At 68.5% G+C, this 15,067-nt stretch carries 16 protein-coding genes and 1 pseudogene; 16 read left to right on the top strand and 1 reads right to left on the bottom strand.

The genetic code is table 11. The annotated features are described in order from the left end of the window. The first annotated feature begins 60 nt into the window (after window positions 1-60). Both B073_RS0128935 and B073_RS0128940 read left to right on the top strand, forming a co-directional pair. Window positions 61-519, top strand: coding sequence for a hypothetical protein (locus tag B073_RS0128935; RefSeq protein WP_078508230.1), 459 nt, complete (start codon window positions 61-63; stop codon window positions 517-519). Window positions 520-544: 25 nt separating this feature from the next. Next, on the top strand, window positions 545-1,894 hold the full coding sequence (locus tag B073_RS0128940; protein ID WP_018541579.1) for a hypothetical protein: 1,350 nt from the start codon (window positions 545-547) through the stop codon (window positions 1,892-1,894). 135 nt (window positions 1,895-2,029) lie between these two features. On the opposite strand, the gene B073_RS0128945 is transcribed toward B073_RS0128940, so the two are convergent. Continuing rightward, entirely contained in the window at window positions 2,030-2,398 is a 369-nt protein-coding gene (locus tag B073_RS0128945; protein ID WP_018541580.1) for a hypothetical protein, read from the bottom strand. Window positions 2,399-2,770: 372 nt separating this feature from the next. Between B073_RS0128945 and B073_RS41425 the strand changes: the two genes are divergently transcribed. From B073_RS41425 to B073_RS48260, 14 genes and pseudogenes are all read left to right on the top strand, one after another. Next, complete coding sequence (locus B073_RS41425; protein WP_026247828.1) at window positions 2,771-3,250, top strand: ATP-binding protein; 480 nt, start codon at window positions 2,771-2,773, stop codon at window positions 3,248-3,250. Window positions 3,251-3,742: 492 nt separating this feature from the next. Further along, entirely contained in the window at window positions 3,743-4,009 is a 267-nt protein-coding gene (locus B073_RS0128955) for a hypothetical protein (RefSeq protein WP_234025187.1), read from the top strand. Between the two features lie 149 nt (window positions 4,010-4,158). Beyond that, a complete protein-coding gene (locus B073_RS0128960; protein WP_234025188.1) occupies window positions 4,159-4,878 on the top strand; it encodes a hypothetical protein in 720 nt (239 codons plus the stop codon). Window positions 4,879-5,100: 222 nt separating this feature from the next. Continuing rightward, entirely contained in the window at window positions 5,101-5,658 is a 558-nt protein-coding gene (locus tag B073_RS0128965) for an SAF domain-containing protein (protein ID WP_234025189.1), read from the top strand. A gap of 234 nt (window positions 5,659-5,892) precedes the next feature. Next, window positions 5,893-6,471, top strand: coding sequence for a hypothetical protein (locus B073_RS46735; RefSeq protein ID WP_234025190.1), 579 nt, complete (start codon window positions 5,893-5,895; stop codon window positions 6,469-6,471). After that, complete coding sequence (locus B073_RS0128975) at window positions 6,468-7,817, top strand: CpaF family protein (protein WP_018541586.1); 1,350 nt, start codon at window positions 6,468-6,470, stop codon at window positions 7,815-7,817. Before B073_RS46735 ends, B073_RS0128975 begins: the two co-directional genes overlap by 4 nt. Then, entirely contained in the window at window positions 7,817-8,731 is a 915-nt protein-coding gene (locus tag B073_RS0128980) for a type II secretion system F family protein (RefSeq protein WP_051094238.1), read from the top strand. Before B073_RS0128975 ends, B073_RS0128980 begins: the two co-directional genes overlap by 1 nt. After that, window positions 8,728-9,627 (top strand): type II secretion system F family protein, encoded by a 900-nt coding sequence (locus B073_RS0128985; RefSeq protein ID WP_018541588.1) that lies wholly within the window; start codon window positions 8,728-8,730, stop codon window positions 9,625-9,627. Before B073_RS0128980 ends, B073_RS0128985 begins: the two co-directional genes overlap by 4 nt. Before the next feature lie 32 nt (window positions 9,628-9,659). Beyond that, window positions 9,660-9,854: a hypothetical protein gene (locus tag B073_RS0128990; protein ID WP_018541589.1), complete on the top strand. Its 195-nt coding sequence runs from the start codon at window positions 9,660-9,662 to the stop codon at window positions 9,852-9,854. Between the two features lie 2 nt (window positions 9,855-9,856). Beyond that, window positions 9,857-10,264 (top strand): TadE/TadG family type IV pilus assembly protein, encoded by a 408-nt coding sequence (locus B073_RS0128995; RefSeq protein WP_037813044.1) that lies wholly within the window; start codon window positions 9,857-9,859, stop codon window positions 10,262-10,264. 50 nt (window positions 10,265-10,314) lie between these two features. After that, window positions 10,315-10,698, top strand: a complete 384-nt coding sequence (locus B073_RS0129000; protein ID WP_018541591.1) for a TadE/TadG family type IV pilus assembly protein — start codon at window positions 10,315-10,317, stop codon at window positions 10,696-10,698. Next, window positions 10,695-11,144 (top strand): pilus assembly protein TadG-related protein, encoded by a 450-nt coding sequence (locus tag B073_RS0129005; RefSeq protein ID WP_018541592.1) that lies wholly within the window; start codon window positions 10,695-10,697, stop codon window positions 11,142-11,144. Before B073_RS0129000 ends, B073_RS0129005 begins: the two co-directional genes overlap by 4 nt. Window positions 11,145-11,182: 38 nt before the next feature. Then, the gene (locus B073_RS0129010) at window positions 11,183-13,963 is read left to right on the top strand and encodes a BTAD domain-containing putative transcriptional regulator (RefSeq protein WP_018541593.1); all 2,781 of its coding nucleotides are present in this window, start codon (window positions 11,183-11,185) and stop codon (window positions 13,961-13,963) included. A 907-nt stretch (window positions 13,964-14,870) separates the two neighbouring features. Next, window positions 14,871-15,067 (top strand): annotated as a pseudogene (locus tag B073_RS48260) (hypothetical protein); the annotation flags it as partial.

The following is a 15,067-nucleotide window of genomic DNA, read 5'->3' on the forward strand; positions in this document are numbered from 1 at the left end:
TCTAGTGCACCGTGACATGAACGGACACGGCAGCTGACAACCTATGACACGGACTTGATCATGGCTCTGAGCATTACCATCACCGGCACACGGTCAACCGCATGCCACGAACTCACCTGGTACACGGACCTCTTCGCCTGCTACCTCGGGCCGTTCGCAAACGACGACGCCCATTTCCATATCGGCGGAGCGAAGGGGATCGACTCGCTGTCGCTTCTGTGGCTGGCCAGCAATGCGCAGTCCGCGATCACGATCGTCGTGCCGGGGACTATCGACCAGCAGCCGACCGAGGCACAAGAGGCGATCAGCCAGTGCCGGAATCGGATCACGAACGTCATCGAGCTGCGTGCTTCGGAGCTGCGGTCGCCTGCCTACCATGCCCGCAACCAGTACATGGTCGACCGGTCCGACATGGTGATCGGGTTCCCTCTCGGCGAAGGTGACAGCACGTCCGGTACGTGGCAGACGATCAATCATGCCGCGGCGGGCGGGAAGCCTCGCCTGATCGTCCCCGTGTGACCAACGGCCCGGGCATGATGGGGACATGAGCGAGCACGATCGCCATCTCGGTGCGGCCACACTCAAGCGGCTGCGCCGCAGCCGCGGCATGTCCTTGGCCGACACCGCCCGCGCGTTGATTGACGTGGCCGCCCGTCTTGGGCAACCCATGGGCAGCAGTGTCGCCAGCGTTCAGCGGTCCGTCGCCCGGTGGGAGAGTGCCAGTCCGATCCTGCCCAGTGAGCGGTACCAATTGCTGCTCGCCCACCTGTACGCCCGGTGCCCCGACGGCGAGACGGCCCTTGGTGCCGGCTCCGATTTCGCTGAGCTGCTCGATGCTCTGCGGCACCTCGGTGAGAGCGAGCGAGCCGTAGACGAACTTCGCCGCCTGCTGGTTCGGACCTCGACGGACGCCGGCTTCGACCTGCTCGCCCTGCTTGGCCCACAGGCGCGCACCACCCTCACCAAAGTGCTCGCGGATCCGGGGCAGGCGGACGAGGCGCTGCTCGAAGTGATGAGCACCGCGGTCAGCGACGTGAACCGTGAGGTGGGCAGTCTGCCCTTCGTGCGGCTGCAACTCCTCCTCGCGCCCGTCGTCGAATCATGTCGGCGGCTGCTTGCCAGCGATGTACCCGCGCCGTTGCTGCCGGGTTTGTGGACGGTCGCTGCGCAGACGTACACCCTTGCCGGCCGTCTCGCCTTCGAAACACGCGATGACATCGCTGCGCACAACTTGTACACCGCCGCCACCACGGCGGCGGGGAACATCGGGACGCCGTGGCGCCGAGCCGTGGTGCACATGAGCCACGCTCTGGTCACGCTGTATTCCACGCCGGGATTGGAAGCTGCTCGTTGTCTCGTCGACGCTGCGGTGCGCGATGCCCGTGCCGGCGAAAGCGCCACCGTTCGTGCTCGTGCCCATGCGCTGCAGGCAGAGATCATCGCGCGGGCGGGAGGAGGGCACGCGCAGCGGCAGGCGCGGGCGGCTCTCTCCTTGGCCTGGTACGACCTCGACGGTGACCGCGTCGGTGATCCAGCGACATCGTCCTTCACGGCCGCACACCTGCGCGGGTTCGAAGGTGTGACGTCGTTGCATGTCGGCGACGCAGCCGCCGCGCACGACGAGTTCGCCCGTTCTGCGGCGGCCCTGACCCGGCCGCGTGAGCAGGTACAGCGAGCCATCGTCACCTCTGACCAGGCAATGGCCCGGCTGCGTCTCGGCGACCCGCAGTCGGCAGCCGCGCTCCTGCACGCATGCGTCGACGCCGCGTCGGCGACGGGAGGCCGGGTAGCGATGATCCGGCTACGGCGGGCCCGACGAGAGCTGCGGCCCTGGCGCCGGGAGGACTGGGTTGCCGACCTCGACGATCACATGATCGAGTCCCTGGGCGCGTAGGTGCAAGGGCCGCCCGTGCCGGCCTGCGGGAGACGCTGTTGACGGGGGTTGCGTCGCCTGCGGACATGTCGGTCGACAGGCAGCGACAGCTGGGTACGCGGCCGGGTAACGACGGCCCCGCACCCGTGTTGCGCTCTACCGGTGAATGATCATGCAGGCCATGCCGGGCAGAACGCGGCCCGAAAGGTCTTTCCACTCAGTGCACAGTCGCGAGCCGTTGGGGAAGTTCTCGTTGATGCTCCAGCTCGTGTGGTCGGTATCGCCCGTGGTGTTGGCCGGCGTCCAACCTCGAAGGTTCCGCTTCCACTTCCCGTTCTCGCGGAGCGTCAGGAATGCCTGGGCTTGAATCCGGTGCGGCGTGCGGGCCGTGGTCACGCTGTCCACGTGCAATCCGTCCCCGTACACGGTGATCCGGTTCCCCAGCCGAGTGGCCGACCCGGTGGCTTCCGCCGGCTGTGTGCCGCCCAACGCAGCGAGCGCGGCAAGAACCATCGAAATCATCATGTTTCTGCGCATACCGAACGAACGAGTGCAGAAGGCTTACGTGCCGAATTCAGATCAAGATCATCCATCGGCGTGAAGCTCGGCGAACCGTCTCATGCAGCCGTACCGCCACTTCGCCAGAGTTGCTTGAAACGCCGCTAAAGACCTCTTGACCAGTGGGTTCCGCTCTTCGCAAGCACCACGGTTCGGTGGTCGCGTTCCGGCCGCGACCACCGTGGAGGTCTTCCGAATGACCCCTGTCCTATTCGTCGCCGTCTCCCTGACGCTGTTGCTCACCCACGCGGGCTGCGAAGCGAGCATGTGCGTACGTCCGGGGCGCGGCCGCCACCGCCGCGTCACCCGGGGGCGGCATGCCGCGCGAGGGGGTCGACGATGACCCAGCCGCTGTACCAGAGAAGGCACGGTGTCCACGTCCTGTGGCGCTGGACCCGGGAAACGCCTCATGCAGCGAAGCGCGCCCGGGCTGCCCTGAGCTGCGCTTTGGACGAACTCGGGTACGGAGGCGAGGCAGTCGTCGACGCCGTACTGGCGGCGTCCGAGCTGATCGCCAATGCTCTTGAGCACGCGCCTGGCCCATACGAGATGCGCTTGCGCTTCACCGCGGCGGACCTGATCTGCGAAGTGGTGGATCGGGATCCCCGCATTCCCGCGGTTCCCGGCTTCCCGGCGACTGCCCCGTTCGAACCGGCGCCAGAGAAGCGTGGGGGCGGCATCGATGCCTTGCTCGAAGTGCTTTCGGAGCGAGGGAGGGGTCTCCATATCGTCAATCAACTCACCTGTGGGGCCTGGGGGTTTGTGTCCCGGAGGAGGGAAGGGGTGAAGGTGGCCTGGATAGTGGTCGCCGAGAGCTGAGGCCGTCGTTGATGGACGCACCGTGCCGGTTGCCGCCCGCCCGGGCGGCGACCGGCACGCTCTTTGGGGGCGCACCGCGGTCAATGGCTCATGCGGAGATAAGGAGGGGCGCTTCCTCTTGTGGTGGGCTGCGTGGCGCTCGGTAGCGCCAACTTGCAATTTCGTGACAGAGAGTGGTTAGTTAGGTTCGTTCGGTGATGGAAGGTGGGGGTCGTAATGCGCGATGGGCGACTGAGGCGGCAAATCGGCTGGGCTTGCGCAGCTGCCACTGTTCTGGCTTTTGTGGGCGGATGTGCGGGAAACGCGTCCGACACCACACCGCGCCCCCAGAGGACGGGTGACTCGACACCGTCCCAGAAGCCCAGCTCGGAACACGCAGACGCACTTGCTGTCTACCGGGCCATGTGGCGTGACTTCGCGAAAGCGTCAGAGACATCCGATGCGATGTCCCCGGTGTTGCGCGTGCACGCTACGGGCGGAGCGCTCGAATTGATGAAGTACAGCATGCGGAAGGCCAAGCAAGACCAGGTCGTCAGCAAGGGTGCGCCGAAGGTGGACCCGCAAGTGGTGTCGGCGACTGGCCAAGAGGTCACACTGCGGGACTGCGTGGACGGCACAAGGTGGTTGCTTTACAAGCTGAACGGCGAGCTGAAGAACGACGTGCCGGGGATTCACACCAAAGCCGACGCGACGGTGCGGTTCGATGGCGGCACGTGGAAGGTATCCAAGCTCTACCTCCACCAGGCCGGGTCGTGCTGATGCCCTCGCTGCGGCCAGCGCTGTCAGCAACGCTGGCGGTCGCGCTCGCTGGTGGTTGGGTCGTGAGGGCGCCGATCTCGGTGGCAAGAGCTGACGGGACGACCCAACTTGCCGCGGGGGTCAGTTGCGCCCCCGGCGGCTGCGACGCCGTGGCGAAGAGCATCACGAAGCCCCCAGGCGGTGGGAAGGGCACGCCCGCACCGCAGCAGCACGAACAGTCGGCCGGGCATGGCGGTGGCAACCCGATCGACGAGGCAACGAGCGCCCTGTCGTATGGGTGGGAGCGCGACGAAGTCCCTGCTGGTCTGCTGGCCGCTGGAAAGGGCATGGTTCCGCGTGTCGAGGGTGAGGATGCCAAAGCACCTGATACGGGCGGGCGGCGGAAGGCCGGGGTGAGGGAGATCGTGCGGCAGGCAGTGTCGCGGCTGCGGTTGCCGAAGCCGGTGATCCATACGAGTCCCCGCGAGGACCTTGCTCAGGTGGTTCGGGTGCCGACATGGATATGGGTGGACAAGGGAACGTGGGGCTCGGTGGCAACGTCGGCAGCCGTGGACGGGGTGAGCGTGACGGCGAAGGCCCGGCCGCGGAAGGCGGTGTGGTCGATGGGCGATGGCGCCGTTGTGGAGTGTCGGGGCCCGGGGACGCCTTACTCGGATCGATTCGACCCCAAAGAGTCTTCACCCGACTGTGGTTACACGTATCAGCAGGCGTCGACTTCCATGCCAGGCAAGGCATTCCCGGTGAAGGTGCAGGTCGTCTGGGACGTGGAGTGGGAGGGAGGCGGGAAGTCCGGGGTGGTGCCGGGACTGGTGATGGCTGCTGAGCGGCCGTTGGTCGTCGATGAGGTCCAGGCCGTCGTGACGCACTGACGGGCCGCGTGAACGAGCGGTTCGGTTCTAAAGACACCGCTCGGTGGAAGTCGGAATGTTCTTTCTGTGGGGAGAATTGTGGGTACCTCCTTGTCTTCTTCAGCTCCGAAGAGCGTCGGGGCCGGCGTGCCGGGGGCGCGCGGGCCGGGTCCGGAGCGGAAGCCGACACCGACAGGGGGCCGGAGACGTCGGTTGGGCTGGGTGTGGGCCGGGGTGGGGGCGGTGGTGGTCTCGGCCGTGGGTTTCACGATGGTGGCGAAGGTGGTGGGGGAACGGGATCGGGTGTTGGTCCTGGCGCACGATGTGCCGGTGGGAGAGGTGCTGAAGCCGGCAGATCTGCGGGTGGTGGAGGTGGCTGCGGAGGCAGGTGTCGTGCCGGCCGTTGACCGTGGGACGGTGCTGGGGCGGCGAGCGAGCGTGCCGCTTGTAGCCGGGGCGCTGCTGGCGCCAGGACAGGTAGGAACGCGTGCCGGATTCCCACCGCTGGGTTCTTCGCAGGTGGCGTTCGCTGTGGAGCAGGGAGGTGCACCGCCGGATCTCTCCCGGGGAGAACGTGTGGCGGTTCTGCCTGGGCCGGCTGGTGTCGGCCAGGTGCGAGGCGACGATGAGGCGCCGACCTCGGCGGTGACAGGCACGGTGACGGGGGTGCGGGCGCCGGAGTCGGCGGGTGGGCCTCGGGTGATCACGGTGCTGGTGGAGACCGCGGCTGCGCGACGGGTCGCGCAGCTGGAGCATCCGCGTGTGGTGGTGCTGTCCGCCCAGGGACGTGAAGCTCCGTGAGGCGCCTGGTGATTGTCGGGTCGGTTACCGGTGCGCCGGGGGTGACGACGACAGCGCTGGCGTTGGCTGCCGCGTGGCCGTCTGAGGCGGATGGTGGGGTTCGGCCGGTGGTGGTGGAGGCGGACGGGTCTGGTGGGGACCTGATGATGCGGTTCGGACTGCCCCCCTGCTCCATCGCTGTTGGATGTGGCGGCCACGGTCGGAAAGCCGCATCCGGGTTCCTTGTTGGGGGCGGTGAGCGAACTTCCCTTCGGGGTGCGGGCGGTGGTGGCCGTGCCTGGGCGACGCCCGTGCACCGGGGCGGTGCGGTTGTTGGCCACCGAGGGCGGCCGGGGCGTACTGCTCGGGGAGGAGGGTGACCAGGGCACGGTGCTGCTGGACGTCGGGCGGCTTGGTGAGGAGACCACGTCCTTGCTGCGGGCTGCTGATCAGGTGGTCCTGGTGGCGAGGGGTGGGGCGGAGCCGTTGACGCATGTGTCCGCGTACGGGCTGGAGGCCGAGGCGTATGCGGGGCGGTTGACGCTGGCCGTGGTCGGGCCGTGCCCGTATCCGGCGAAGGAGATCGCAGAGGCGTTGTGTATCAAGCGGGTGGTCTTCCTGCCCTGGGATGCCAAGGCTGTCAGCGCGATGAGCCGCGGTAGGCGTGGGGCGTTGCGGACGACGGGGCTTCGGGTGCCACCGCTGATGGCGGCCGTGAAGGTGCTGGCTCGACAGCTGGCTGGGACGGCGGAGAGCGACGCTGGGCTGAAGGTGGTCGAGCAGTGGCGGCCGGGGCCGGTGCAAGTACCGGTAGATGACGGGAGCGCGTCGTGAGCGAAGGGCTTATGTCGCCGGGAGCGGTAGCCACTGGTGGCGAGGGAGAGTTGGCTGGGTTTGTGCGGCAGCGGGTGGTGGCCCGCCTGGCGCAGTACGCCGGCGAACGGGAGTCGGCGGGGTTGCCGGCGGAGGACGAGGCGGCGCGCCGGGCCACAGTGGATCGGCTGTTGGCCGAGGAACTGGGGGCCCAGCGGCGTCAGGCTCTCGCACAGGGCCGTCAGGTCGTCGACCCGACCGTTGAGGAGCGGGTTGCGCAGGCCGTCAAGGACGGGTTGTTCGGCACGGGCAGCTTGGAGCGTCTGCTGGCCGATGCATCGATCGAGAACATCTGCGTCAACGGTTGCGACGTGGTGTGGGTCAAGGACGCGGTGGGACAGTGGCGCCGCGAGCGTCCCGTGGCCGGCTCGGATGCCGAGCTGGTGGACATGGTCCGTACCCTCGCGGCCGGTACGGGTAGTGAGGAGCGGCGCTTCGACCGCGGTGTTCCCCGGCTGAACTTGCAACTTCCCGACGGGTCGAGGTTGTTCGCGGTGATGGCCGTCACGGGAAGGGTGTCGTTGACCATTCGACGCCACCGTTTCCCGGCGGCGTCGATGGCCGAGCTGGTGCGGCTTGGCGTGTGTGATCAGCAGTTGGCCGAGTTCTTGACGGCGCTGGTGCGGGCGCGCAAGAACATCGTGATCGGTGGCGGGACGAATGTCGGCAAGACCACCGTGCTGCGGGCCTTCGCACATGAGATTCCGCCCATGGAGCGGCTGGTGACGATCGAGGACACTTTCGAGCTCGGTCTGGACGCCGATCCGGTGGCGCATCCGAACGTGGTGGCGATGCAGGCCCGGGAGCCCAATATCGAGGGGCAGGGCGGTATCGACCAGGCGGAGCTGGTGCGTTGGGGGTTACGGATGTCTCCGGACCGGGTCATCGTCGGGGAGATCCGCGGGGCCGAGGTCATCCCGATGTGCAATGCCATGTCACAGGGCAATGACGGCTCCCTGTCCACCATCCACGCCTCCACCTCGCGCGGTGTGTTCACCAAACTCGCCTCCTACGCAGCACAAGCCCCAGAACGGCTGTCGCTGGAGGCAACGAACCTGATGGTCGCCTCCGCGGTCCACTTCGTCGTGCACCTGGGCTGGGATACGGAGGGGCGGCGGGCGATCGACTCGGTGCGCGAGGTCATCGACGCCGACGGGGCACAGATCGTCTCCAACGAGGTCTACCGCCCAGGTCCCGAAGGGCGGGCCGTTCCCGCAACCCCGCTGCGCACGGAGACTCTCAACGACCTGGTCGCGGCCGGGCTGCAGCCGCAGCGCGCAGACACCTCGTGGTGGGGAGCGGCGTGATGACCTCGTTCAACTGGGGAACGGGAGCCGTGACGGCGGTGGCGGTGGGCTGCGGTACGGTCTGCGGCCTCGGGCTGGTGGCGATCGGGTACGGCGCCGCCCGGCGGGCGGCGCGCGAGGAGGAGCCCGGGTTCGGGCGCCGACTGGCCGAGCGGTGGCCTGCAGACTGGTCCTCGCGACGTGTCGTGATCGCGGTGATGGCCGGGGTGATCGTGGGCGCGTTGACGGGTTGGCCGGTGGCGGCCGTACTGACCACGGTCGCCGTGTTGACCTTGCCCGGGCTGCTCGGCCCGGACCGTGCGACGGCCTCGCGTACGGAGCGAATGGAAGCGCTGGCGGCGTGGACGGAGATGCTGCGCGACACCCTCTCCGCCGCGGCCGGCATGGAGCAAGCAGTGCTGGCGACGGCGGACATCGCGCCGGCCGCTCTCGAGTCCGAGATGCGGACGCTGGCTGCGACTGTCCGGTCGGGCCGCTCGCTGCCCGCGGCGCTGAGGGCGTTCGCCGTGGAGGTGGACGATCCTTTGGCGGATGTGGTGGTAGCCGCGCTGGTCATGGCGTCCGAGCAGCAAGCAGGGCAGTTGGCGCCGCTGCTGGGTGAGCTTGCGGAGTCGGTGCGAGAGCAGGTGGCCATGCGGCAGCGCGTCGACGCGGGTCGGGCGAGCGTGCGGACCGGCGTGCGCGTCACGGTGATCGTCACGTTGGGGATGGCGGTGGGGATGGTGGTCTTCAATCGCCCGTTCCTGGATCCGTTCAACACGTGGACGGGGCAGGCCGTACTGGCGATGGTGGGGGGCTTGTTCGCCGCCAGCTTCACCTATCTGTCGGCGATCGGCCGCGTCGACGAGCCCATCCGTCTGATCACCCCCGCCGCAGTCGCCGGCACGAGCCCGGCACCGGGAGGCCAACGGTGATCGTCATGCTGCTCGGAGCACTGTTCGGCGCCGGAGCGACCACCCTCGTCTATGGTCTGCGTCCTCCCAGACCCGCGCTCGCCGACATCCTCAACACACTCAACGCGCCTGTGATGGTCGTGCATTCGCAGACGCCCGAAGCGGGGGAGATGGAGTGGGCAACCCGGTTGGGGCGGCGGGCCGTGCCGTTGGTGCGGGCGCTCGGCTTCCCCACCCGCTCGTTGCGCGCGGACCTGGCCGTGTGCGGGACGGATGAAGAGCAGCATCTCGCGGGCAAGGCGACGTGCGCGATGACCGGGCTGGTCGCGCCATGGGCTGTGGTCGCCCTGCTGCGGCTGGGGGCGGATGTTGCGGCCGGGTGGTGGGTGCCGCTGGCCGGCTCCCTCGCCTTGGCGGCGGCGCTGTTCTTCGTCCCGGACCTGACTCTGCGGCGGCAGGCGGAAAGGCGACGCCGGGAGATGCGGCACACGCTCAGCCTCGTCCTGGACCTGACCGTGATCGCCCTCGCCGGCGGCGCCGGCGTTCAGCAAGCCCTCACCCAGGCCATCGCCGCGCCGCAAGGTTGGGCAGCCGGCGCCCTGCGCCACGCCCTGCACGTCGCCCAGCTCACGCGCACCAGTCCCTGGGGCCATCTAGGCGAACTCGGCCGACAGTTGGACGTTTCCGACCTGGTGGAACTCGCCTCGACGCTGAGCCTTGCCGGCAGCGAGGGTGCCAAGGTCCGCAGCTCGCTGGGAGCGAAGGCGAAAGCGATGCGACGGCGACGTGTCTCCGAGGCCGACGGGGCGGCACAGGCGGCCACCGAGCAGATGTCGCTGCCCGTGGTGGGACTGTTCGCTGCCTTCCTGCTGCTGATCGGATACCCGGCCCTCGCCCACGTGCTGTCTGTCACTTAAAAGCCCGTAAGAGAACGAGGAGAAAGACAGTCATGCCCGACCTGAAGACTCTGGCCCATCTGCTGCGGGCCCGCCTGGCCCAGGTCCGCCGACTCGCACGCGACGACGCCGGCTACACCACCGAAACCGTCCTGATCACCGCCTTGCTGGTCATCTTGGCCTTGAGCGTGGTGGGCATCATCGTCGCCAAGGTCACGGCCAAGGCCAAGTCCATCGACCTGGGGTAGATGTGACCGCTTTCCCGTGCAGGCGGCGCGACGACCGGGGAGCGGCGACCACGCAACTGGTGCTGGTCGTGCCGGTTCTGCTGCTTCTGGCCATGATGGTGGTGCAGTTCGCGCTCGTCTGGCACGCCCGGCACATCGCCCAGTACGCCGCCTCACGGGCTCTGGCCACTGCCCGCACCAAGGAGGGTACGGCCACGGAAGGCCGAGCCCAGGCCAGGCGCAGCCTCGCAGCGTTGGGCAGCCGGATCCTGACCGCCCCCTCCGTGACGGTGGACCGAAACGCCACGCAGACCACCGTGCGAGTCCGCGGCACGGTGATGGCCGTGGTGCCCGGCCTGAGCCTGCGCGCATCCGGCACTGTCTCCGGCCCCACCGAACGCCTCACCACCCCAACCGGAGATCGGCCGTGATGCTCCAGGAACCTCGTGCTCGCCATACGAACGATCGCGGTTCGGCGGCGGTGGAGCTGGTGCTGGTCGCCCCGCTACTCGTCCTGATGCTGCTCGTCGTCGTGGCTCTGGGGCGGCTTGCCGACGCACGCCTCGTCGTGGCGGACGCCGCCCACCAGGCCGCCCGCGCTGCTTCCCTGGCTCGCACCGAGCGCGCGGCCCGCAGTCAGGCCGTCCACGCCGCGATGACGGCGCTCAAAGAAGCGCGCGCCAGCTGCGCACATCCGAGCGTCCGCGTCACAACCGGCGGCTTCACCCCGGGTTCCGACATCTCGACGGCGGTTTCCTGCACGGCTGACCTGGGGGGTCTCACCCACACCGGAATGCCCGGCCACGTACGCCTGGCCGGCACGGCCTTTTCTGTCGTCGACACCTTTAGAGGCAAAGCATCGTGAAGACACGTCTCCGAAGGCATCTGGCCTGCGTCCGCGCCACGTTCGTACAGGGAGACGACCGGGGACAGGCCACGGCCTTCGTCATCGGCGTCGCCGCCGCGCTCTGGCTGTTCGCCGGAATCGTCGTCGACGGGGGCCTGGCCCTGGCCGGCAAGGCCCGAGCTCTGGACGTGGCGCAGGAAGCCGCCCGCAGCGGAGCCCAGCAGCTCGACACCGGCCAGCTGCGCCACCACGACGAGGTCCGGCTCGTCCATGCCGAAGCTGCCCGCGCCGCCCGCGCCCACGTCGCCTCCGCCGGAGACAGCGGCAGCGCGACTGTGAGAGGCAACGCCGTCACCGTCCACGTCACCCACCACTACCGCACACAGATCCTGCAGCTGGTCGGCCTGCGCACCCTCACCCTGCACGCGACCGCAACCTCGCACGCCGAACGCACCACCCCCTAAAGACCGTTCACCACGTCCGCCGCGGAGGCCACCCGGCCATGACCCACCACGTCGCACTACGCCAGCGCCTGACCGCGGCCGTCACGGCCATCGGCACCCTCGCCCTCACCCTCGCCCTGCTGGCCGGCATGCCCTACGTGCTGTGGCAGGCGGTCGGCATCCCCTGGCCCGACAGTGTCCACTCATGGCACGAGCTGGGCGAGCGACTCGCACAGCCGATCAGCGATCCCCTGGTCATCGACCTGCTGGCCATGGTCGGCTGGGTGTGCTGGGCCGCCTTCGCCTTCACCGTGATCCGCGAAGTCTGCTGGTACTCCGCCCACCTCCCACAACTGCTGCACGACCGACGCACTCACCGCGACCACGTGGCCAACCTGTCTCTCAAGGGCTCGCTGGCCGCGCTGTGCATCGGCACCCTCGTCGTCGCCCTGCTCAGCCTCTGGCGCCCCGCGACAGCCGCCGCCCAGCAGCACTCCTTCACGAACGAGGCCCCGCACCGGATCACCGCGACAGCTCCCCTCAACCCCGTGGTGGCGCAGCAAGCCACACCTGGCACCGCAACCACGGTGACGCTGTCCAGTCCGGAGGCCACCGAGTCTCGGGCCAGTGCCAAAGCGGTCCGGCACATCGAGTACACGGTGGTGGAAGGCGACACGTTGTGGGACATCGCCGCCGAACATCTCGGTGACGCGCTCAAATGGCCACGGATCTACGCCCTCAACAAGGACCGTGTGCAAAGCGACGGCGCTCGGCTTCACGATCCGGACCGCCTCCAGGCCGGCTGGCGACTGACGATCCCCACTAGCGATCACGGCTCCGCTTCGCGAGCAGCTCCCCCCGCTACCGACGACCGCACGCCAGATTCCGTATCAAAGCCCTCGTCTGGATCGCCTACTCCACCTCGACCGGCCCCAGAACACAGCCCCGCTACCAGCCAACAGGTCACTGGCCCGCACGCCCTCTCCACACCACGACCGGACGACCGCGCCTCGGGCCGCAAGGAAGAGGCGGAGGCAGCGCCGGGACCGGCCGCCATCGGGTTCGGGGAGGCGAGCCTGATCGGCATCACCGCGGCAGCAGGGCTCCTGGCCGCGCGCCGCTACTGGTACGTGCACCAGCGTCGCCAGCGTGAACCAGACGCCCAGGTACCCGCCCTGAGCCCACTGGTCGACAAGGCCGCACAAGCCGCGCACGCCGCCGCACAACCCCGCCGCCCCCGCGACCCCGAGGCCCTGATCACCCGCCGCACCCCACCCCAAGCACCCCGTAGCGCGGACACGGTGACCATTGGGGTAAGCGACAACACCGAGGTACCCCTCGACGTCCTGGCCACCACCGGCGGCTGCACCTGGACCGGCCCCGGAGCCGAGGATGCCGCCCGCGCCCTGCTGACCGGCATCCTCACCGCCGCCGAACGTCAATGCCCTGCCGCTCCCCATGTGAAGGCCGTTGTCCCGCAAGACCTCGCCGACTGCCTGCTGCCTGGCCTGCCACGGCAGTTCAGCGCGGTGACCCAGACTGCCGACACTGCTCAAGCGGTCCGTATTGCCGAACAACGCCTGGTTATCCACGCCCGTGCACAGCACGACCGCGACATGCCGAAGGCCGGCCCAGCAACGGCGGACAACGCCGACGAGTCCGAACCCGGCGCCCTGCTCCTGCTGGCCACACCTGATGCCGCCCGCATCGGACAGGTCCAGGCCCTGGCTGCCCGCAGCCGACCCGGCATCCTGACCGTGCTCACCCTCGGTACCCCACTTCCGGGCGCCGAGCACTGGAACATCGCCACCGACGGCACCACCACCCGCCCCGACACACACCCCCAACACCCCAGTCACCTGGAGCTGTTCCGCCTCACGCCCGACGCCGGCCGGGACATGACCGAACTCCTCCTCGGCGCCCACGGTCAACGCCCCCACCTGCGCGTCCTCCCCGACCAACGCCCACCGTCGCGAGGCAGCCAGCCGCAATCCGGTGCCACCGACGAGTCAGAGGGCGAACCGGGCCCTGCCAGCCCGCACCCCACCACCGCCTCCCGTCCGCAACAGACCAAGCCCGTTCGCCTCCACGTCCTCGGCCCGGTCACGCTCTACGCCCGCGGCCACGAAGACCCCGTCGGCACCAACCTCAGGCCCGAAGTCCACGAATTCCTCGCCCTGCTCGCCGCCCACCCCACCGGACTTCTGACCTCCGACATCGCCGACAAACTCCAAATCGAACCTGACGACGAGCAGAACGCGCTGAAGAACCTTCGCCGCGCTGTACGTCGCGTCCTGCGCGCGGCAACTGGGATCACCGCACAGGAATTTATCCTGCGCCAAGGAGAGCTTCACAAACTCCATCCGCAACTCGTGGAAACCGACCTCGCGGATTTCACCCGAACTCTCAAGAACGCTTTCTCTGCGGCAGCGGATTCAGAACATGACGCCCTGTCTGCAGTACGAGAGGCGCTGGGCCACTACCGCGGCTCCTTCGCGCAAGGCGCTGACTATCTGTGGGCTGATGCGATTCGAGAGCACCTCGGTATGCAGGCCACCGATGCTGCTCTCCGCCTGGCCCGCCAAGCCGAACAGGCTGCCACCGGCCCGCAAGAGCGGGACGGCGTCCTTGCGCTTCTGGAGCACCTGGGGAGCCTTCACCCGGATCATGAGCGGGTGACCCAACACGCCATCCGCCTCCACCAGGCCGCCGGCCGTCATGATGCCGCCCGGCGCACCTACGCGCGCCTCGAACGCCACCTCGCCGAACTCGACCTCGAACCCGACCCGGCTACCCAGGCCCTCATCACACCCAGGTCCCACTCTCACCAGATGGGATAAAACCGCAGGTCACTGCCCTATGGGCCTGACAGTCCCGGCTGGTGGCGCGATGGCGGTTCCCCCGTCGTTCCAGACACCGTATCCGCTGTCGCATTCGTGTACGCGCTTGGATATGACACCCCGCCGGGCCTGTAACCGCAGGTCGGGGCCGGGCGAGCCACCTGCGGGCGAGGGCGACTGTATATCGGTGCAGCAATGCATCCCGATCTACTTGTGACAAGCCCGGGCCGGCCGTGAACTCCGCGCTATGCCGGCCCCCGGCCGCACAATCGTCCGTTCCCCTGGCCGTCTGACCGTCCATGGACATTCTTCGTACGGTCCTGGATTCGGAACCGCATAGCTCCGAGTGCCTGTGAGGCGCGGCGGCGCCCGGGCGTAGCCGAGCGCGCCGGGGGCCGCGCCGGGGGCCGACACACGCGGACCACCTGGGAAACGGTCGTCCATTCCGTTAACCACGACGCCTTGCGTCGCCCGTTTCGGAATTCACCTGAATTCTCGTCGTGAATTCGCGAGAAGTCCAGCATTATCAAGCCGAATCCGGCTTTAGCTGGAATGTGGGCCGAGCTATATTTGAATTGTTCCCGGGAAACGGGAACGGGAAATCCCGCTAATTCTCTCGCGGAAGATATCCGCGCACGGGATCAGTGCGGCCAAAGACAAGTCCGGCGCACCAACGCCTAAAGGCCGCCGAACACCGCCCCCACCCATCCCTCGAAACGGAGAGAGCCATGTGGCACGCCTCGGACGACAACGCCCCTGTGATCCCCCGCATCCCCCGACCCAGACGCCCGGTCGAGTCCCTGCCCCGCCCGGCCCAGCCGCCCCGACGGCCCGACGTGCCGCGCCAGGCACCGCCCGCCGACAAGTAGCCGACCGCCCCTTCCGGCGACCAAGAACGGAGTCACCTGTGACCACGCCGTCCCAGCCCCAGCCTCACCCACAGGCTCAGCCGCAACCCGCATCCGCCGCCCCCACTTCCTTCGCCGCATCGTCGAAAGCACGGCCGGGTGAGTTGCGGGCGAGGGTGGCGAAGATCCTGGCGGATCACGCCGGTTCACAGTTCAGCGTCACCGAGCTGGCGAAGATGCTGGGGCATTCGGGAGG

This window comes from Streptomyces sp. MspMP-M5, assembly GCF_000373585.1.
In the GTDB taxonomy this organism is placed as follows: Bacteria; Actinomycetota; Actinomycetes; order Streptomycetales; family Streptomycetaceae; genus Streptomyces.